The sequence below is a fragment of the Bradyrhizobium sp. 482_C4_N1_8 genome (assembly GCF_052075965.1).
GTDB lineage: Bacteria > Pseudomonadota > Alphaproteobacteria > Rhizobiales > Xanthobacteraceae > Bradyrhizobium > Bradyrhizobium barranii.
This window is the reverse complement of sequence record NZ_CP197231.1, coordinates 4,993,963-5,013,569: the sequence shown is the minus strand read 5'-3', so window position 1 is coordinate 5,013,569 and position 19,607 is coordinate 4,993,963. Positions and strand designations below refer to the sequence as shown.

Genomic DNA, 19,607 nt, shown 5'->3' with positions numbered 1-19,607 from the left:
TCTATATTGGATGCAGTTGCATCAAACCGCCGGGATCATTGCCATGACCGCTTCACTGAAACTCATCAGCCACAAGCTTTGCCCGTATGTGCAGCGCGCCGTGATCGCGCTCAACGAGAAGGGCGTGCCGTTCGAGCGGATCGACATCGATCTCGCCAACAAGCCCGACTGGTTTCTGAAACTCTCGCCGCTCGGCAAGGTGCCGGTCCTGGTGGTGACGACGGAGAAGGGCGAGGTCGCGCTGTTCGAGAGCAACGTGATCTGCGAATATATCGAGGAGACGCAGGCAGGCCTCAAACTGCATCCGGCGGATCCGTTGAAGCGCGCCGAGCATCGCGCCTGGATGGAGTTCGGCTCGGCGATCCTCGGTGACCTCTGGGGTCTGGAGACCACGACCGATCCGGCGACGTTCGAAAGCAAGCGCCAGGCGGTTGCGGCGAAATTCGCGCGCGTGGAGGCAGCGCTCGGCGCAGGGCCTTACTTCGCAGGCGATGCGTTCAGCCTCGTGGATGCGGTCTTCGCCCCGATCTTCCGCTATTTCGACCTGTTCGACGAACTGACCGAGCACGGTATCTTCCGCGAAGTGCCGAAGGTCCGCGCGTGGCGCGCCGAGCTTGCGAGACGCCCGAGCGTGCGCACCGCGGTCGGCACGGATTATCCGCAATTGCTGCGTGCCTTCCTGGTGCGCCACGACGCGCATCTGCTGAAGCTTGCGGCCTGAGCGCACGCCAATGTCGCAATCCATGGCCTGGCTGATGCTGGTGATCGCCGGTGCGCTCGATGTCGGTTGGGCGATCTCGATGAAATATGCGGAGGGCTACACGCGGGCAGGCTGGAGCATCACCTCGCTGGTGCTGCTCGCCGCCTTCGTCTTCCTGCTCGGACGCGCTTTGCAGGTGCTGGAGGTCGGCGTCGCCTATTCGGTGTGGACCGGCATCGGCGCGGCCGGCACCTTCCTGCTGGGCGTCGTGCTGTTCGGCGAGACCTTGAGCGCGATGAAGCTTGCCGGCATCGCGCTCGTGCTGATGGGGATCGCCGCGCTCAAGCTGGCCTAGATCTCCGCGGCCATCTTCGCGAGCGTTGCGACGGTATTCATGTTGCGCGCGGTGCCGGTCTTGGCGGCGGGGATGACGAGCTTCGACGTCCCCATGCCGTCGCCATAGTGCACGTAAATCTCGCGGCGGCCGAGGCGGAGCTCTTCGCTGTTCCGGCCGCGGATGTTGGCAAGCGCGTCTTCAGGTGGCGCCCTGTCGAGGAAGATCGCGACGGTGCGATTGGGCGTAGCCTTTGGAAAAGGATTGTCGGCCGAGACTTGCGCCATCTCGGCGGCGCTACGCACGAGCACCCCGACCGGCGCGCCGGCGTAGGCGTGCAGGCGCTTTTCGAGGGCGGTCTTGATTGCAGCTTCCGACTTGCGGCTCGTGAAGACGACGTTGCCGCTCGCAATATAGGTGCGCACGGCGGCGAAGCCGAGCTCTTCGCACATGGCCTTGAGCTCGCTCATCGGCAGCTTGCCGGTGCCGCCGACATTGACGGCACGCAGCAAGGCGACGAAGGAGCCCATTTGAGGCCTTAGCGCACGTTGGCGAGGCGCATGTCGAGATAGGCCGTGATGGTTTCCATCAGCGGCTCGAGCTTGGCGTCGAAGAAGTGGTTGGCGCCGGGGATGACCTGTTGGTCGATCACGATGCCCTTCTGCGTCTTCAGCTTCTCGACCAGCGTGTTGACGTCCTTGGGCGGCACCACCGCATCCTTCTCGCCATGCACGATCAGCCCCGACGAGGGGCAGGGCGCCAGGAACGAGAAGTCGTAGAGGTTGGCGGGCGGCGCGATCGAGATGAAACCCTCAACCTCGGGACGGCGCATCAACAGCTGCATGCCGATCCAGGCACCGAACGAGAAGCCCGCGACCCAGCATGCGCGTGCTTCGGGATTGATGGTCTGCGCCCAGTCGAGGGCTGCGGCAGCATCCGACAGTTCGCCGGTGCCGTGGTCGAACGAGCCCTGGCTGCGGCCGACGCCGCGGAAGTTGAAGCGCAGCACCGAGAAGCCGCGATGCGCGAAGGCGTAGTAGCACTGGTACACGATCTGATGGTTCATCGTGCCGTGAAACTGCGGATGCGGATGCAGGATCATCGCGATCGGCGCGTTCTTCTGCTTGGCCGGGTGATAGCGGCCTTCGAGACGGCCAGCAGGGCCGGTGAAAATGACTTCAGGCATGATGATCTCTTGATTGATCCCTTGAAGACGCTCTTCAGCAATCAACCGATTGTGCGGACTTCATCGACTGCTGTGCCGATCAAACCGCGAATGGAAGAGTGGAGCGGCGCCCTCGGATGGTGCGCGAGCGGCGCGCGGTGAACTGACGCGGGCGTTCTAACATGAGGCGAGGGTCAAAAAGCAAGCATCTTGAACATCCCGCAATGGGCTCAAGATGTTAGCGCGTCATGGCGGCGTCATTGAACGGTGGGGATTCGGAATCGAGTTGCCAAGCGCTCCACGGGGGCCCATGTCGGGCTCCAGGACGGGCACACCAGCTTGATCCATGGAGTAACATAATACCTCATGCAGAGTCGTGTCTATCTCGACTGGAATGCGACCTCGCCGCTCCGCGCCGAAGTGCGGACCGCGATGCTTGCAGCCTGGGAGCTGATCGGCAATCCGTCCTCGGTTCATGCCGAGGGTCGCGAGGCTCGCCGGCTGGTCGAGGAAGCCCGCGCCACGCTCGCGGCAGCCGTCGGTGCATTGCCGAGGAACGTCGTCTTCACCTCAGCCGGAACCGAGGCCAATGCGTTGGCGCTGTCGCCCGGTCTGCGGGGGGCGTCCGGCGGCCCCGTCGAGCGCCTGTTGGTCTCGGCCGTCGAGCATGCCTCGGTGCTGTCGGGCGGCCGATTCCCACCGGAGAAGGTCAGCCAGATCCCGGTCACACGCGCCGGCGTGATCGACCTCGACCGTCTGCAGGCTTTGCTCGGTGACGGCCCACCGGCGCTGGTCTCCATCATGGCTGCGAACAACGAGACCGGCGCAATTCAGCCGATCGCAGAGGCTGCTGGTATCGTCCACGAGGCGGGGGGGCTCCTGCACGTCGATGCGATCCAGGCGCTGGGGAAAATCCCGTTCGATATCAAGACTGTGGACGCAGACCTTGCGACCTTTTCCGCGCACAAGATCGGCGGCCCCAAGGGCGTCGGCGCGCTGGTCCTGGCGGAGGGGATCGCCGGACTGGAACCCGTGCTGCGGGGCGGCGGGCAGGAGCTGAGCCGGCGCGCGGGAACCGAGAATGTCGCCGGCATCGCCGGCTTCGGGGCGGCGGTGAGAGCGGCCCTTCAGGCTCTGCCGGAGGATGCGGAGCGGATGGCAACCCTCAGAGATTCCTTGGAAAATGGTATCCGCGGGATTGCCGGGGCGATGGTCTTCGCGGATGACATCAAGCGGTTGCCAAATACCACCCTTTTCACTGCCCCCGGCCTGAAGGCCGAAACCGCCGTGATCGGCTTCGATCTCGAAGGCGTGGCTGTGTCCTCGGGCTCGGCCTGTTCATCAGGCAAGGTGCAGCCGTCTCACGTGCTGTCGGCGATGGGGTATGATGCCACCCTTGCCCAGGGAGCGGTGCGTCTCAGTCTGGGCTGGTCCACGGAACCAGATGACATCAACAGGACGTTAGAGGCTTGGCGAAAGCTTGGTAATACCCTACTTAGAGCCTAAGCGACGAAACACGGCTTGAACGGTTCTAAGCGCGTGCTTTCTGCCGAAAAACATCGTAATACTCGTCCAAGTTTGTGATCCACCGCGGTCCTTGAAACCGCGAGCGGAGGATAGAATGCCAGCCGTGCAAGAGACGGTCGAGCGCGTGAAGCGCATCGACGTCGATCAGTATCGTTATGGGTTTGAGACCCTGATCGAGTCCGACAAGGCCCCCAAGGGACTGTCGGAAGAGACCGTCAAGTTCATCTCCGAGAAGAAGAACGAACCCGCCTGGATGCTCCAGTGGCGGCTCGAGGCCTATCGGCGCTGGCTGACCATGACCGAGCCTACCTGGGCGCGCGTCGACTATCCCAAGATCGACTTCCAGGACCTCTATTACTATGCGGCGCCGAAGCCGAAGAAGACGGTCACCTCGCTCGACGAGATCGATCCGGAGATTCTGAAGACCTACGAGAAGCTCGGCATTCCCCTGCGGGAAGTCGCGATGCTCGAAGGCGTCGAGCCGAAGCCCGGCGAGGAAGATCCGGCCCGGCGCAAGATCGCGGTCGACGCGGTCTTCGATTCGGTCTCGGTTGCGACCACGTTCAAGGCCGAGCTGAAGAAGGCCGGCGTGATCTTCATGCCGATCTCGGAGGCGATCCGCGAGCATCCCGAGCTGGTGCAGAAATATCTGGGCTCGGTGGTTCCGACCTCGGACAATTTCTACGCGACGCTGAACTCGGCGGTGTTCTCCGACGGCTCGTTCGTCTACGTGCCGCCGGGCGTGCGCTGCCCGATGGAGCTGTCGACCTATTTCCGCATCAACGAGCGCAACACCGGCCAGTTCGAGCGCACGCTGATCATCGCCGACAAGGGTTCTTACGTCAGCTATCTCGAAGGCTGCACCGCGCCGCAGCGCGATGAGAACCAGCTGCACGCCGCCGTGGTCGAGCTCGTTGCGCACGATGATGCCGAGATCAAATACTCGACGGTGCAGAACTGGTATCCCGGCAATTCGGAAGGCAAGGGCGGCATCTACAATTTCGTCACCAAGCGTGGCGACTGCCGTGGCGACCGGTCCAAGATTTCCTGGACCCAGGTCGAGACCGGCTCCGCCATCACCTGGAAGTACCCGAGCTGCATCCTGCGTGGCGACAATTCCAGCGGTGAGTTCTACTCGATCGCGATCTCGAACGGTTTCCAGCAGGTCGATTCGGGCACCAAGATGATCCACCTCGGCAAGAACACGTCGAGCCGGATCATCTCGAAGGGCATCGCCGCCGGCAAGTCGCAGAACACCTATCGCGGGCTCGTCACCGCGCACCGGAAAGCGACCGGCGCGCGCAACTTCACGGCGTGCGATTCCCTGTTGATCGGTGACAAATGCGGCGCGCACACCGTGCCGTATATCGAGGCCAAAAACTCCTCGGCGACGTTCGAGCACGAGGCGACGACCTCGAAGATCTCCGAGGACGTGCTGTTCTATTGCATCCAGCGCGGCCTCACCCAGGAAGAAGCCGTCGGCCTCGTCGTCAACGGTTTCGTCAAGGACGTGCTTCAGCAGCTGCCGATGGAATTCGCGGTGGAAGCGCAGAAGCTGATCTCGATCTCGCTTGAAGGGTCGGTCGGCTAATCGCCGACCCTCGCGGTGCGCTACGGCGCTCCATGCATCATTTGAATAGACTGGACACCAAGATGGCTTTGCTTGAAGTGAAGGATTTGAAGGTTCGTGTCGAAGAGCGTGAGATCCTCCACGGGCTGACGCTGACCGTGAACGAGGGCGAGGTTCACGCGATCATGGGGCCGAACGGCTCCGGCAAATCGACGCTCTCCCACGTCATCGCCGGCAAGCCCGGCTACGAGGTTACCGACGGCCAGATCCTGTTCAAGGGCGAGGACCTGCTGGAGATGGATCCCAACGAGCGCGCCGCGAAGGGCGTGTTCCTGGCGTTCCAGTATCCGGTCGAGATTCCCGGCGTCGCCACCATGACCTTCCTGCGCACCGCACTGAACGCGCAGCGCAAGGCGCGCGGCGAAAGCGAATATTCGACCCCGGACTTCCTGAGGAAGGTCCGCGAGGTCTCGAAGTCGCTGAACATCCCGCAGGACATGCTCAAGCGCGGCGTCAATGTCGGCTTCTCCGGCGGTGAGAAGAAGCGCAACGAGGTGCTGCAGATGGCGCTGTTCGAGCCGAGTCTGTGCATCCTCGACGAGATGGATTCCGGCCTCGACATCGACGCGCTGCGCATTGCGGCCGACGGCGTCAACGCGCTGCGCTCGCCCAAGCGCGCGATGGTCGTCATCACCCATTATCAGCGGCTGCTGAACTACATCGTGCCCGACGTCGTGCACGTGATGTCGAAGGGCCGTGTCGTGAAGAGCGGCGGCAAGGACTTGGCGCTGGAGCTGGAAGCGTCCGGCTACGCCCAGTTCGAGGATGCCGCGTAAGGAATTTTAGGATGAACGTTGCTGTGGCAAAGACCGGAAACGGCCGTGCGGTGAGCGATCTCTTCGCCAGCGCCGAAGGCCGCCTGCCGGGTTCGCCTTCTGTGATCGCGGTACGCCGCGAGGCGTTCGAGACCTATGAGCGTCTCGGCCTGCCGCATCGCCGGATCGAGGAATGGAAATACACCGACCTGCGTGCACTGGTCGGCGAGGTGCTGCCGCTTGCAGCCAGCCCCGATGCGGCCGCGCTGAAGCGTGCCGCGGATGCCGTCAAGGCGCATGCGATCGAAGGCGCCCGCAAGCTGGTGCTGGTCGACGGCGTGTTCGCGGCCGATCTCTCCGACGTCAAGGCGCTTGCCTCTGAGGCGGGCCTCAAGATGCTTCGGGAAGCGCTGGAGAAGGACGCAGGTCTCCTGAAGACCGCGGCCACCGATGCCGTGATCGCGCTGAATGCGGCGCTGGCAACCGACGGCGTCGTGTTGTCGATCGCCGACGGTGCGCAGCTGTCCGCGCCGATCCAGATCATCCACATCGCGACCGCTTCGTCCGCGTCGGCTTTCAGCCGTTCACAGATCGCGGTCGGGAACGGCGCTCGCGCCACCATCATCGAGAGCTTTGTTGCGGCCGGTGCCAAGGCCTACCAGGTCAACGACGCCGTCATCCTCTCGGTCGGCGACAATGCCGACGTCGCGCATATCCGCCTGTTGGACGATGCACCCGACGCAGTGAATGTGACTTCGCAGTTCGTCACGGTCGGCGCGAACACGAAGCTCAATTTCTTCAACATGACGACTGGCGCTGCCGTCAGCCGCCTCCAGGGCTTCATCACGATGGCGGGCGAGGGCAGCGACCTCTCCGTCAACGGCGTGAACCTGCTCCAGAAGACCGAGCACGGCGACACCACGCTGGTGGTCGATCATGCCGTGCCGAACTGCGTCAGCCGCGAGGTCTTCCGCGCGGTGATCGACGATCGCGCCCATTCGGTGTTCCAGGGCCGCATCATCGTCCGTCCCGACGCGCAGAAGACCGACGGCAAGATGATGACCCGCGCGCTGCTGCTTTCGGACGAAGCCGAGGCCGACAACAAGCCGGAGCTCGAGATCTTCGCCGATGACGTCTCCTGCGGCCACGGCGCCACTGCCGGCGCGCTCGACGACAGCCTGCTGTTCTACCTGAAGGCGCGCGGCCTCCCGGAGAAGCAGGCCCAGGCGCTGCTGATCCAGGCTTTCGTGGGTGAGGCGATCGAGCAGATCGCCGATGACGGTTTGCGCGAGCACGTGATCGGTATCGCCGAGCGCTGGCTGGAGCGGCGCCAATGAGCACGCATCCCGCAGTCAAGAACGGTGCCTACGACGTCGCACGCGTGCGCCAGGATTTTCCGGCGCTCGCCATGCAGGTCTACGGCAAGCCGCTGGTCTATCTCGACAACGCCGCCTCTGCGCAGAAGCCGAGCGCCGTGCTCGACCGCATGACGCAGGCCTATACGTCCGAATACGCCAACGTGCATCGCGGCCTGCATTACCTCGCCAATGCCGCCACCGAGGCCTATGAGGGCGGTCGCAGCAAGGTTGCGCAGTTCATCAACGCGCCGCGGACCGAAGAGGTCATCTTCACCCGCAACGCGACGGAGGCGATCAACCTCGTCGCGTCGTCCTGGGGCGAACCGAACATCAAAGAGGGCGACGAGATCGTCATCTCGATCATGGAGCACCACTCCAACATCGTGCCGTGGCATTTCCTCAGGGAACGCCATGGCGCCGTGATCAAGTGGGCGCCGGTCGACGACGAGGGTAACTTCCTCATCGACGAGTTCGAGAAGCTGCTGACGTCGAAGACCAAGCTGGTCGCGATCACGCAGATGTCGAACGCGCTCGGCACCATTGTGCCGATCAAGGACGTCGTGAAAATCGCCCACGCCCGCGGCATTCCCGTGCTCGTCGACGGCAGCCAGGGTGCAGTGCATCTGCCTGTCGACGTCCAGGATCTCGGCTGCGATTTCTATGTCTTTACCGGCCACAAGGTCTACGGGCCGACCGGCATCGGCATCCTCTGGGCCAAGTACGATCACCTCGTCGCGATGCGTCCCTATAACGGCGGCGGCGAGATGATCCGTGAGGTCTCGCGCGACATCGTCACCTATGGCGATCCCCCGCACAAGTTCGAGGCCGGCACGCCCGCGATCGTCGAGGCCGTGGGCCTTGGCGCGGCCATCGACTACGTCAATTCGATTGGCAAGGAGCGCATCGCCGCCCACGAGCACGATCTCACCACCTATGCCCAGGACCGGCTGCGCGAGATCAACTCGCTGCGGCTGATCGGCACCGCCCGGGGCAAGGGCCCGGTGATCTCCTTCGAGCTCAAGGGCGCCCACGCCCACGACGTCGCCACCGTGATCGACCGCCAGGGCATCGCCGTGCGCGCCGGCACCCATTGCGTGATGCCGCTTTTAGAGCGGTTCAACGTGACTGCCACCTGCCGGGCGTCGTTCGGCATGTATAATACGCGGGAAGAAGTCGATCATCTGGCACAGGCGCTGTTGAAGGCGCGGGATTTGTTCGCATGAGTGACACGGCCGAAGTCAAAGCCAATCCGATGGAGACCCAGTCGGCGCTGCCGCCTGAGGAGACCGAGCGTCTCACCACCGAGATCATCGCGGGCCTCAAGACCGTGTTCGATCCGGAGATCCCGGCCGACATCTACGAACTCGGCCTGATCTACAAGGTCGAGATCAAGGACGACCGCTCGGTTGACGTCCAGATGACGCTGACGACGCCGAACTGCCCGGCTGCCGGCGAGCTCCCGACCATGGTCGAGAACGCGGTCGCCAGCGTCCCCGGCGTCGGCGTGGTCGACGTTAAGGTCGTCTGGGAGCCGGCATGGACGCCGGAACGCATGAGCGACGAGGCCCGTCTCGTCCTCAATATGTGGTGACGCGTAACTCTGGCATTGAATTCGCTCAGCAACGGACCACATCACTGACATGACACAGATATCGTCCGGCCCAACACCAGCATCCACTCCGAAACCGCGGCGCCCGCGTCCGCAGGTGATGCGGCTGACCGATGCCGCCGCCCAGCGCATCAGCGAGCTGACGAGCCGCGCCGATTCCGAGATCGTGGGCCTGCGCGTCGGCGTGAAGAACGGCGGCTGTGCCGGCCAGTCCTACACGGTCGAATACGCCCATGATGTCCGCCCGACCGACGAGGTCGTCGAGGACAAGGGCGTCAAGATCCTGGTCGATCCCAAGGCCGTGCTGTTCCTGCTCGGCACCGAGATGGACTACAAGGCCGACAAGATGCAGGCCCAGTTCGTCTTCAACAACCCCAACCAGGTCTCCGCCTGCGGCTGCGGCGAGTCGGTCGAGCTGCGGCCCGCGAAGATCGACGGGTAAGTCGCTGTCGTCCCCGCGAACGCGGGGACCCATACCGCGTGATCTGGCGATGACGCTCGGTATCAGTACCAAGCTTTCCTGGCTGGTAGTCTTCGCTAAACTCCTCCCTGTGGTTATGGGTCCCCGCGTTCGCGGGGACGACCGTGGGGAGACAGCTTGGCCATGGACCGCGAATTCCTGATCGACCTGTTCGCCAATTTCGGCCCCGTCACCATCCGAAAAATGTTCTCCGGCTACGGCATCTCCGCCGACGGCATCAACTTCGCGCTCGCCTTGCGCGCGGGCCTGTTCTTCCGCGCCGACGAGGTCACCATCCCGGACTTTGAAGCGGAAGGCTCGAAGCCGTTCCAGTATTCGACCCGCGCCAAAACCGTGCTGGTGAATTCCTATTGGGAATTGCCGGCGCGCCTGTTCGACGATTCCGAGGAGCTTGCGCAATGGGCGAGGGCAGCGCTCGCCGCCGCCCAGCGCGCCAAGGTGAAGAAGCGGCCGAAGGGGAAGAAGGCGGTGGCGAAGAAGCAGCCAGCCAAGAAAGTGGCCAAGAAGGCGGTGCGTAGGGTGGGCAAAGCGAAGCGTGCCCACCGTTCGAGATAGTTATGCCGAGATGGTGGGCACGACGCTGCGCGCCTTTGCCCACCCTACGGGACCTGAGGATCAATCTACGGCCTTGGTCAGGCCGACCCTCATGTCCTTGGCCATGAAGACACCGACGCCGTCGGCCAGCACGCGACCGTCGGCAATTCCGAGCACCAGCTTGCCGCGCCGGACCATACGCATGGCGACCTCGTAGCGCACGCGTCGCGTCTCCGGTGTGACCAATCCCGTAGCCTCGACCTCGCCGACGCCGATGGCGCGGCCCTTGCCCGGTGAGCCCGACCAGCCGAGCCAGTAGCCGATCATCTGCCACATCGCATCCAAACCGAGGCTTCCCGGCATCATCGCGTCACCGCGATAGTGGCAATCGAAGAACCAGTGGCCGGGCACAATATCGAGCTCGCCGACGATGTGGCCCTTGCCGAACTCGCCGCCGTCCAGGCTGATCTCGGTGATGCGATCCATCATGAGCATCGGCGGGGCCGGCAATTGCGCGTTGCCCGGGCCGAAATAGCCGCCGTCGCTCGATCTCAGCAGTTCGTCCCTGGTGTAGGATGGTTGCGGTGTGTGAAAGTCATGGGGATTGGGCAAGACGACAAGTCCTCTCGACGCTCGCAGTCGGGCGGCGGGGAAGATGTCGTTCGGCGGGTTGGAATGTCAAGCGCCGGCCGTCTCTTCGGCGCGCTGCTTCGGCGTCAGGCCACCCGGCTGTGCGACTCGATCGCGAATTCCGGATCGGCCTCGCAGATCACGCGGTTGCGCCCGTTGCGCTTGGCGGCATAGAGGCAGGCATCCGCACGCTCGATCAGCGCGTCGGGGTCGTCGCCCTGCTTGAGCATGGAGACGCCGACGGAGATGGTGACGCGGCCGAGGATCTCGCCGGTCGATTTCTTCTTCAATTCCTTCGCCATCACGGCGCGGCGGATGTGATCTGCAACGGTGAGGGCCTGGCGCAGCGCCGTGTTGGGCAGCAGGACCGCGAATTCCTCGCCGCCATAGCGCGCGGTGATGTCCTGTCCCTTGATGGTCTGCTTCATGGACAGGCCGACCAGCCGCAACACTTGGTCGCCGGTGAGATGGCCGTAGGAATCGTTGAACGATTTGAAATGATCGATGTCGAACAGCAGCAGCGACAGTGGCTCGCCCGAGGCGAGCGCGCTCTGCACGGCCATGCCGATCATGCGATCGAAATATTTGCGATTGCCCAATCCCGTAAGCGGATCGGTCAGGCTCTCGGCGCGGATCGCCTCCAGGCTCTGCTGGAGATTGCTGATCTCGTTCTTGGACAGGGTCAGGCGGTCTTCCAGCGCCTTGTTGGTCTCCCGCATCTCGCTGGTCGAACGCAGCAGCGTCTCGACGATCGACTTGATCTGGTCGCGGCTCTTGGCCGACGACAGTTGCTCGGTCGCGCCCGACAGGCTGGCATCGTAGGAGCCGGTCATCCCGAGCGCTTCGCTCAGCACCGTCATCACGTCGTCGATCTCGCCGATGACGCGTGCGCCGACCTTGTCGATGCGGTCGGTGGTCTTGATGTGGGAAAGATAGGTCTCGTAGATCTGCTCGAGATCGCCTTCGGTCAGCTTGCCGTGGCGCGCCAGCGTCTCGTTGATGATCTTGTTGAGCGGTGCGTTATAGCCGGTGGCGTAGACGTACCAGATCTCGTAATTGCGGGGAATTGCAGTCTGTCGAAGCGAGCGGATCTGACCGAGAGCCACTTCGGCGAACGCCATCGTGCGTTCGTGTTCGTCGAGCACCTTGACCACTGAACATACCCCACAGCGGTCGGTGCGCCATCGACCGCAGCAATACTTAAATTATGTTCGCAGGCTAACGGACGATCGTGAACGCTCTGTAAACAGACGTTCGCGAATGCATCAGAATAAGTGTGAAGCGGTTCTGCTCAACCGAACCTGAATCGCGCCGGCGCGTCAGGCGCCGGCGGGAGAACGCACTGGCCGGAGCAGAAACGCCGGAAGGTGCGAGTGATCGCCGGGCTCGGTATCGGCCTCGCGCTGGCGGCGCGGCTCGGGGCGGCCGATCGACGGCACATGCGATGGATTGGCTTGCTGGCGCGATCCACCGCGCGGCTCGGATGATTGCTTCGCTTCACGCGGAGGCCTCGCCTCCCGTGCGGGCCTCGGCTCACGTGCAGGTCTCGCTTCAGGAGCGGGCTGTGTCTCTGCGGAGGGCCTCGCCTCGCCGCGCGGTTCGCGGGGCTCGTGGCTGCGCTCACGATCGCGGCCACGCTGCGGCTTGCCGCGTCCGCCGCGGGAACGTTCACGGTCGCGCCCGCGCGGTTCGCGCGAACGTGCGCTCTGCTCGCCTGCGTCCGCGGGCACTTCGAAATCGCCCTCGGCGCGCGGAATGCTCTGGCCGATCAGCTTCTCGATCGCCACCATCGACTTCTGGTCGAGCGGCGTCACGAGCGAGATCGCCATGCCGGACCGGCCGGCGCGGCCGGTGCGGCCGACGCGGTGAACATAGTCGTCGGGGTGGTGGGGGACGTCGAAATTGAAGACGTGGCTGACCTCAGGGATGTCGAGGCCGCGGGCGGCAACATCGGAGGCGACCAGCAGCGGCAGTTCGCCCTTGCGGAACTGTTCGAGCGCCGCCGTGCGGGCCGACTGGTCCATGTCGCCATGCAGGGCGCCGACGCTGAAACCATGCTTTTGCAGTGATTTGTGAACGACGGCGACCTCGCGCTTGCGATTGCAGAAGATGATCGCGTTCTGGAGATCCTTGGCCTCGCGCAGCAGGCGTCGCAGCAATTCACGCTTCTCATGCGCCTCGCGCCCGGCCGGGACCTGACACTGCGTGACGGTCACGGCGGTGGTGGCGGGCTTGGAGACCTCGACCTTCTGCGGATTATGCAGGAAGGTCTCGGTGATGCGCCGGATTTCCGGCGGCATGGTCGCGGTGAAGAACAGGGTTTGCCGCGTGAACGGGACGAGCTTACAGACGCGCTCGATGTCAGGAATGAAGCCCATGTCCAGCATGCGGTCGGCTTCGTCGATGACGAGCAGCTCCACGCCGGTGAGCAGGAGCCCGCCGCGCTCGGTGTGGTCGAGCAGGCGGCCGGGGGTGGCGATCAGCACGTCGACGCCGCGCGTCAGCTTGGCATCCTGGTCGCCGAAGGAAACGCCGCCGATCAGCAGGGCGACGTTGAGCTTCTGGCCGGCGCCGTAGCGGTCGAAGTTTTCCTTCACCTGCGCCGCGAGCTCGCGGGTCGGCTCCAGGATCAGCGTGCGCGGCATGCGCGCGCGGGCGCGACCCTTTTCGAGGATGGTGAGCATCGGCAGCACGAAGGCCGCGGTCTTGCCGGTGCCGGTCTGGGCGATGCCGAGCACGTCCTTGCGTGCGAGGACGTGGGGGATCGCCTGTTCCTGAATGGGGGTGGGGGTGGTGTAACCTGTGGCCGCCACTGCGGCGAGGACTTTTTCGGACAGTCCGAGATTTGAAAAGGACATTGAGCCTCTGGTCGAAACCGCCGTTCGGAATCGAGGGTAATTAAGGCTGTCGCGTTCCACCCCGAAACGGCGCGCTCTCAAAGAAGCTGGGGGTGCTGACTCACGCGAACAAAGCGCAAGGCTCAAGAATCGGTCTTCGATCTGAGCCGCGTCGCCCCGGAACATAGGCGGGAATCGGCCAAAGTCAATGGAGCGGGCGCGGGAAGACCCTAAAAAACCTGAGGTTTTTGCCCAAATAGCGGGCCCGGCTGGGCTTTTCCGCCTCCACCGCTAACCGGGCGATGGCTGCCGGAGGGACGGCTAACGCCCTTCCGGGCCCCGGGCCCGGAAATCGCCGGGGGCCATTCCGTAGGCGGCGTTGAAGACCCGGTAATAGGTCGCCAAGCTCTCGAAGCCGCAGGAGGTTGCGATATCAGCGATCAGCCGGTCCGGCGCCTCGCGCATCAGGCGGCGGCTCTGTTTCAGGCGTTCGTCCGTCACGGTCTGCGAAAAGCTCTTCGCCGCGGCTTCGAACAGCATGTGCAGGTGACGCACGGACACACCGAGCTGGTCGGCCACCATCGCCGGCGCCAGATCGGGGTCTTGCAGATAGCGCGCGATCAGGCGACGCGCCTGTGAGAGCCGGGCGGTCCGCAGCGCGGCCTGCCCACGGCGGCTGCCGGGCCGCACGATGCCGCGCTCGATCAGGGCCAGATGGGCCAAGGCCTGGACGAGCGAGGCTTGATCCAAGGAGGCTTGATCCAAGGAGGTCTGGGCGACTGAGGTCGCATCAGTGGCGCCGTTATCGCCCGCGGCGGCTTCATCGAGGTCGGCGAAGCAGGCGCCGAGCAGGGGCGCCAGGCCGGGATCGCTGAAGGTCCGGGGCGCAAGCTCGCGCATGCGCCTGTCCTGCGTGGAGAGCCTGCTCACGGGGATCTTCAGGATGCGCAGGTGGAAGCCGCCTGCGCCGAGCGGCGCGGTGCGATAGGGCTGGTCGGTATGGCTGGTGGCGAAGCTGCCGTTGGCGATCGCAAAGTCGCCGGTGCGCATGCCGCCGAACCAGCCGCCGCTGCCGAGCTGCTGGTAGACGCAGATGCTGTCGCCGGGCGCGTAGGCGATGTCGGAGTTGCTGCGCTCGACCGTGTAGTGCGACGCCTTCAGCTCGACGAGTCCACCGCCGCCGAGCTGGCGCAGCGAGAATTCGCCGTAGAAGTCCGCGCGGCGCTCGCGCTCGAGTTCGGCGGTGACGCCGAACAGGCCCTTGGACCGGACCTCGCGCCAATAGTCGAACCGGTCATGCGGCTCGACCTCGTCAGTACACCATCGATACACGGCAGCCCCCGCTTGCAGCGCAGCTTCCTAGAAAAAGCAGATTCCGGAGGAATCTGCCATAGTCCAGATGACGGAACCCGTGGGCTCTGCGCGTTGAACCGTCGATATGGCTGGACCGACTATCATCAACGGCAGAGGGTTCCAATGAATCGCTGTTCGAGGGGGCCGGCGGAGCGCCGTTCTGCAACGGGAATTTTACGATGACGCGTCGGCTTTTCAGAATTCTGGCGGCCCTTGGCCTTGCGGTGAGCCTGAGCGGCTTCGCGCTGCCCGCACAAGCCGAGAAGCGCGTTGCGCTCGTCGTCGGCAACAACGACTACAGGAACGTCCCCAAGCTCCTCAAGGCGGTCAACGACGCCCGCACCATGGGCGATACACTGAAGCAGCTCGGTTTCTCGGTGATGGTCGCCGAGAACCAGAGCCGGCAGCAATTCTCCGAGACGCTGCTCGCGTTCGACAGGACGATCGAGCCCGGCGACACCGCATTCTTCTTCTACGCCGGCCACGGCTTCGAGATCGCGGGCCAGAACTACCTGTTGCCGACTGACGTACCGGCGGCGACCGAAGGGCAGGAAGAGCTGGTGCGCGACGCTTCCATCCTGGCCGACCGCATCGTCGAGCGCCTTCAGAACAAGAAGGCGCGCACGTCGATCCTGGTGTTCGACGCCTGCCGCAACAACCCGTTCGAGCGCAAAGGCACCCGCGCGGTCGCCGGCGGCGGCGGCCTCGCGCCGATGGTGCAGCTGCCCGAAGGCGTGTTCTCGGTGTTCTCCGCAGGTCCCCGCCAGACCGCACTCGATCGTCTCTCCAACGACGACGCCAATCCCAATTCGGTGTTCACGCGCACCTTCGCCAAGGAGCTGCTCCAGCCCGGCGAGAACCTGGTGCAGGTGGCGCAGCGCACCCGCCGTCTCGTCAGCGAGATGGCCGACACCGTCAAGCACAGGCAGGTGCCGGTCTATTTCGACCAGATGGTCGACGACGTGTTCCTCAGTGGTGTTGCCAAGGACGCGACGGCCGCTGCGCGCCCGGCCGATCCGCCGCCGCAGAAGCTCGCGGCTCTCCCGCCGGTGTCGGTACCGCGCGTGCCGAAGGAAGAAACCACCAACGCGCCGATCGCCAGCTTCTCGCGGCACAATGGCGGCTGGAGCGTGGTGTTCTCCTTCGCCGACCCGACGCTCGGCATTTCCTGGCGCATGGCCGGCAATGGCGATTTCCGCGAGACCGGCTTCATCGACACGCTCGATTCGCGCACGCGCAAGCGGATGCCGAACCCGTCGATCGAATTGCCGCCGGATGCGCAGGCCGGCACCATCGAGGTCCGCTATGTCGATCAGTCCGGCGACATGCAGGGGCCATTCCCGATCAGGTTCGATCCCGAGGCCGCGCTGATCCGCGACCAGCGCAAGATTCTCGACATGACCGCGACGAGCTGGCTGTCGTTCCGCGAGTTCAACGGGCTGCTCGTCTATTACACGCATCTCGTGTCCTACCGCTGCGCCATCCGCGAGGTGCGCATCGGCATCGACACCGCCGTTCCGAACCAGGTGTTGAAGATGCCGGGCTGCGACATGCGCGATCCCAGCGCGATCAGCGCCGGCATGCCGCTCTACATGAAGCTTGCCCCGGCGACGCAGTTCGTCTCGGTGGAACTGACCTACCGCGATGGCAGCGTGTCGGAAATCAAGAGTTTTCGGGCCGCGAACCGCAGCAACAACTGAGCGGTCTGCGGTTCCATTGTTGGGCGGCGAGCGCAGTTGGCGCGGGAAACTAGCCGCGACGCTTCCCGATGTAGCGCTTGATGGAGTCGATCGCTTCCATCAAGGGCGGTGCAAGCGAGAAGAACGTCCCCATGGCGATCGAGATGACCACATGGCGAAGCAGGACCTTCTCCTGTTCCTCGAACGGATAGCCGTTCTGGTCGATCCGTGCCGGCGCGAGCGTGCCCGCCTCCTGAGGATCCGGCTTCCGCGGCTTGCGCGGCGGCAGCATGATCACGACGAAAAGCACGTTGATCAGCAGCCAGATGCCAAGCACTATCAGTATGGTGCGCAACGCGGGATCATCCTGAAATCAATCGAAATTATCAGCAACGCTACCGGCCATTCGGCGTTGCGGCAAACCAATTCCGGCTTGTTGCACCGCACAGAGTACTAAAGTTGTAAGCGAGGAGTTGATGACGGAATCTGATACCCCAGAGCACACCGTGCGTCACTCCGTGAGAACCCGATGTTGCATCGTCGGCGGCGGGCCGGCCGGCATGATGCTCGGCTATCTCCTGGGACGCGCCGGCATCGACGTCGTGGTGCTGGAGAAGCATGCGGATTTCTTCCGCGACTTTCGCGGCGACACCGTGCATCCCTCGACGCTCCAGGTGATGGACGAGCTCGGCCTGATCGATGGGTTCCTGAAGCTGCCGCACCAGCGCCTGCAGATGATGGACGGTCTGTTTGGCGGCACGCCCGTGCGGATCGCCGATCTCCGCCGGCTCCGCACCAAGTACCCGTTCATTGCCTTCATGCCGCAATGGGACTTCCTGAATTTCCTGCGTGAGGCCGGCCAGCGCTTCGCCTCGCTCAAGGTGATGATGAATACGGAAGCCGTCGATCTGATCCGTCGCGGCGAGACCATCGCCGGCGTGCGCGCGATGACACCGGATGGGCCGATCGACATCGAAGCCGATCTCACCATTGCCTGCGACGGCCGGCATTCGACGGTGCGCGAGCGTGCGGGGCTCCGCGTCGAGGAGATCGGCGCGCCGATGGACGTGCTGTGGTTCCGCGTCGGCCGCAAGGCGGACGAGACCGAGAACCTGTTCGCGCGCATCGAGCCCGGAAAGATGATGGTTACGTTCGAGCGCGGCGACTATTGGCAGTGCGCCTATGTCATCGCGAAGGGACAATACGAGGCGGTGAAGGCGAGGGGATTGCAGGCGCTGCTCGACGACGTCGTGCGCATGGCGCCGATCCTTCGATCCGGCATTGCCGATGTGAAGAGCTTTGACGACGTCAAGCTGCTCACCGTCGCGATCAACCGCCTGGCGCGCTGGACGCGGCCGGGCCTGCTTCTCATCGGCGATGCCGCGCATGCGATGTCGCCGGTCGGTGGCGTCGGCGTCAATCTCGCCGTGCAGGACGCGGTCGCGACCGCCAATTTGCTGGCCGACAAGCTTCGGCAGGGCTGCCCAACCGAGAATGAACTCGATGCCGTGCGCCGACGCCGCGAATTCCCGGTGAGGATGACGCAGCGCATGCAGGTGATCGTGCAGAACAACATCATCAGCGGCGCCCTGCAGGGCGGCGATCGGCCGCTGAAGGTGCCGCTGGTCGTGCGCCTGATCACTGCGCTGCCATGGCTCCAGGGTCTTCCGGCGCGCCTGATTGCGCTCGGCGTGCGGCCCGAGCACGTGCAATCCAAGGCCGCGCCGGCGTCATAGTGCAGGAGGTCGGTAGGGATAACGCGGCGTTAAATCGCGCGCCGCGCGTTGCGTGCGCGCAACAGCGCAAACGGATTCACGTCGTGCCGCTTGCCAATCCGGCGTCTTAACTTTCTTGATTCAAATTTGAGTAAGACCTGCGTGTGACCGTGCACCCATCAAAGGACACGGGGTGTACCATGCGTAACAAATTGATTGCCGCCTTCGCCTGCACGACCGCTCTGGTTTCGACCGGCGCCGCTTCAGCCGCCGATCTCGGTGCGCGCTACATGAAGGCGCCCGCCTATGCGGAGCCGCTGTTCAACTGGACCGGTTTCTATGTCGGCGGCCACATCGGTGGCGCATGGACCAACGAGCAGTTCATCAACAACGGGGCCGGCGCGCCGTTCGGCGATCTCGTTCCGGGCCAGGGCTATCGCCAGCGTGGCGCCGGCATCATGGGCGGTGCTCAGATCGGCTACAACTGGCAGGCCAACAACTACGTGTTCGGCATGGAAGGCACGATCTCCGGCCTCGACAACAAGGGTACGGTCGTCAACACCGCCTTCGGCGCCGCTGACGACATCTTCACCTGGCGCGCCAACGTGCTCGCGACCGTCGTCGGCCGCGCCGGCTTCGCCGTGCAGAACAATTTGTTCTACATCAAGGGCGGCTATGCCGGCGTGAACAACCGCCTCAACGTCAGCGACACCGTTGCGCCCTCGACCGGCTCGGGCGGTCAGACCCACTGGGCCAACGGCTGGACCGTCGGCGCCGGCTGGGAATACGGCATCACCCGCAACTGGATCGTCGGCCTCGAGTACAATTACGCGGCCTTCGGCAGCCAGACCTATCAGCTCGGCGGCACCTCGGGTAACTACACCTTCGATGCCAAGCCGCGCGACATCCAGTGGGCCGTCGTGCGCGCGAGCTACAAGTTCGACGCACCGGTCATCGCGCGCTACTGAGCACGTCAACAAACGACCGAAGCTAAAAAAGTACTGCCAACAACTGAAAGCCCCGGCTCCGTCCGGGGCTTTCTTCTGCCGATTCGCGCGTCGTTGTCGCCACGGGCGGGACGGCGCAGCGGATGGTCATCTCCGGAAACTGACCGTGACGGTGCATAAGGGTGCAGTAGGTAAATAGCACTTGCCTATTTCTGCCCCACGTACTCAGCGACGTATCGTTCAGCCATGTCGTTGATGCGGTGCGCGTCGGCGTGAACTACCGCTTCGGTCCCTCGGCCGTCGTCGCAAGGTACTGATCTCTCCGAACGTGAGAGCTTTCAAAGCCCCGGCAT

20 protein-coding genes are annotated in these 19,607 nt (G+C 64.1%); 13 read left to right on the top strand and 7 right to left on the bottom strand.

From position 1 onward, the window contains the following. The first annotated feature begins 43 nt into the window (after positions 1–43). A complete protein-coding gene (locus AB7Z56_RS24285) occupies positions 44–721 on the top strand; it encodes a glutathione S-transferase family protein (RefSeq protein ID WP_354123651.1) in 678 nt (225 codons plus the stop codon). Positions 722–731: 10 nt separating this feature from the next. Continuing rightward, entirely contained in the window at positions 732–1,055 is a 324-nt protein-coding gene (locus AB7Z56_RS24280; protein ID WP_354123652.1) for a DMT family transporter, read from the top strand. Here the strand turns inward: AB7Z56_RS24280 and AB7Z56_RS24275 are convergent. Then, a complete protein-coding gene (locus AB7Z56_RS24275; protein ID WP_135213506.1) occupies positions 1,052–1,564 on the bottom strand; it encodes a DUF1697 domain-containing protein in 513 nt (170 codons plus the stop codon). The genes AB7Z56_RS24280 and AB7Z56_RS24275 overlap by 4 nt on opposite strands. An 8-nt stretch (positions 1,565–1,572) precedes the next feature. After that, the gene (locus AB7Z56_RS24270) at positions 1,573–2,220 is read right to left on the bottom strand and encodes an alpha/beta hydrolase (protein ID WP_014495555.1); all 648 of its coding nucleotides are present in this window, start codon (positions 2,218–2,220) and stop codon (positions 1,573–1,575) included. Positions 2,221–2,565: 345 nt separating this feature from the next. On the opposite strand from AB7Z56_RS24270, the gene AB7Z56_RS24265 reads away from it, so the two are divergent. The 8 genes from AB7Z56_RS24265 to AB7Z56_RS24230 all read left to right on the top strand — a co-directional run bounded on the left by AB7Z56_RS24265 (position 2,566) and on the right by AB7Z56_RS24230 (position 10,114). Continuing rightward, positions 2,566–3,705: a cysteine desulfurase family protein gene (locus AB7Z56_RS24265; RefSeq protein WP_135213507.1), complete on the top strand. Its 1,140-nt coding sequence runs from the start codon at positions 2,566–2,568 to the stop codon at positions 3,703–3,705. Between the two features lie 115 nt (positions 3,706–3,820). After that, on the top strand, positions 3,821–5,317 hold the full coding sequence (gene sufB, locus AB7Z56_RS24260; protein WP_135213508.1) for a Fe-S cluster assembly protein SufB: 1,497 nt from the start codon (positions 3,821–3,823) through the stop codon (positions 5,315–5,317). Between the two features lie 62 nt (positions 5,318–5,379). Further along, positions 5,380–6,132 carry a Fe-S cluster assembly ATPase SufC gene (gene sufC, locus AB7Z56_RS24255; RefSeq protein ID WP_028161255.1) on the top strand — a complete coding sequence of 251 codons (753 nt, stop codon included), beginning with the start codon at positions 5,380–5,382 and terminating at the stop codon, positions 6,130–6,132. 11 nt (positions 6,133–6,143) lie between these two features. Beyond that, a complete protein-coding gene (sufD, locus tag AB7Z56_RS24250) occupies positions 6,144–7,448 on the top strand; it encodes a Fe-S cluster assembly protein SufD (protein ID WP_354075584.1) in 1,305 nt (434 codons plus the stop codon). Next, positions 7,445–8,692, top strand: a complete 1,248-nt coding sequence (locus tag AB7Z56_RS24245; RefSeq protein ID WP_166096422.1) for a cysteine desulfurase — start codon at positions 7,445–7,447, stop codon at positions 8,690–8,692. The genes sufD and AB7Z56_RS24245 overlap by 4 nt, the downstream gene beginning before the upstream one ends. Then, positions 8,689–9,060: an SUF system Fe-S cluster assembly protein gene (locus tag AB7Z56_RS24240; protein ID WP_354123653.1), complete on the top strand. Its 372-nt coding sequence runs from the start codon at positions 8,689–8,691 to the stop codon at positions 9,058–9,060. The genes AB7Z56_RS24245 and AB7Z56_RS24240 overlap by 4 nt, the downstream gene beginning before the upstream one ends. A 49-nt stretch (positions 9,061–9,109) precedes the next feature. Further along, positions 9,110–9,520 (top strand): HesB/IscA family protein, encoded by a 411-nt coding sequence (locus AB7Z56_RS24235; RefSeq protein WP_071914312.1) that lies wholly within the window; start codon positions 9,110–9,112, stop codon positions 9,518–9,520. A 162-nt stretch (positions 9,521–9,682) separates the two neighbouring features. Further along, positions 9,683–10,114 carry a TfoX/Sxy family protein gene (locus AB7Z56_RS24230; RefSeq protein WP_354123654.1) on the top strand — a complete coding sequence of 144 codons (432 nt, stop codon included), beginning with the start codon at positions 9,683–9,685 and terminating at the stop codon, positions 10,112–10,114. A gap of 60 nt (positions 10,115–10,174) precedes the next feature. On the opposite strand, the gene fabA is transcribed toward AB7Z56_RS24230, so the two are convergent. The 4 genes from fabA to AB7Z56_RS24210 form a co-directional block, all read right to left on the bottom strand. Next, a complete protein-coding gene (fabA, locus tag AB7Z56_RS24225; protein WP_354075579.1) occupies positions 10,175–10,705 on the bottom strand; it encodes a bifunctional 3-hydroxydecanoyl-ACP dehydratase/trans-2-decenoyl-ACP isomerase in 531 nt (176 codons plus the stop codon). Between the two features lie 104 nt (positions 10,706–10,809). Then, complete coding sequence (locus AB7Z56_RS24220; protein ID WP_247310734.1) at positions 10,810–11,877, bottom strand: GGDEF domain-containing protein; 1,068 nt, start codon at positions 11,875–11,877, stop codon at positions 10,810–10,812. Between the two features lie 165 nt (positions 11,878–12,042). Further along, on the bottom strand, positions 12,043–13,581 hold the full coding sequence (locus AB7Z56_RS24215) for a DEAD/DEAH box helicase (RefSeq protein ID WP_063983517.1): 1,539 nt from the start codon (positions 13,579–13,581) through the stop codon (positions 12,043–12,045). A gap of 300 nt (positions 13,582–13,881) precedes the next feature. Next, a complete protein-coding gene (locus AB7Z56_RS24210; protein ID WP_354113161.1) occupies positions 13,882–14,892 on the bottom strand; it encodes a helix-turn-helix transcriptional regulator in 1,011 nt (336 codons plus the stop codon). Between the two features lie 200 nt (positions 14,893–15,092). Between AB7Z56_RS24210 and AB7Z56_RS24205 the strand changes: the two genes are divergently transcribed. Next, the gene (locus tag AB7Z56_RS24205; protein ID WP_441256457.1) at positions 15,093–16,613 is read left to right on the top strand and encodes a caspase family protein; all 1,521 of its coding nucleotides are present in this window, start codon (positions 15,093–15,095) and stop codon (positions 16,611–16,613) included. Positions 16,614–16,662: 49 nt separating this feature from the next. Here the strand turns inward: AB7Z56_RS24205 and AB7Z56_RS24200 are convergent, their stop codons facing one another. Beyond that, the gene (locus AB7Z56_RS24200) at positions 16,663–16,947 is read right to left on the bottom strand and encodes a hypothetical protein (RefSeq protein ID WP_028148780.1); all 285 of its coding nucleotides are present in this window, start codon (positions 16,945–16,947) and stop codon (positions 16,663–16,665) included. A 121-nt stretch (positions 16,948–17,068) separates the two neighbouring features. Here AB7Z56_RS24200 and AB7Z56_RS24195 point away from each other — a divergent pair, with 121 nt between their 5' ends. Continuing rightward, entirely contained in the window at positions 17,069–18,328 is a 1,260-nt protein-coding gene (locus AB7Z56_RS24195) for an FAD-dependent oxidoreductase (RefSeq protein ID WP_354113163.1), read from the top strand. Positions 18,329–18,507: 179 nt separating this feature from the next. Next, positions 18,508–19,275 (top strand): outer membrane protein, encoded by a 768-nt coding sequence (locus tag AB7Z56_RS24190; RefSeq protein ID WP_354113164.1) that lies wholly within the window; start codon positions 18,508–18,510, stop codon positions 19,273–19,275. The last annotated feature ends 332 nt before the right edge of the window (positions 19,276–19,607 follow it).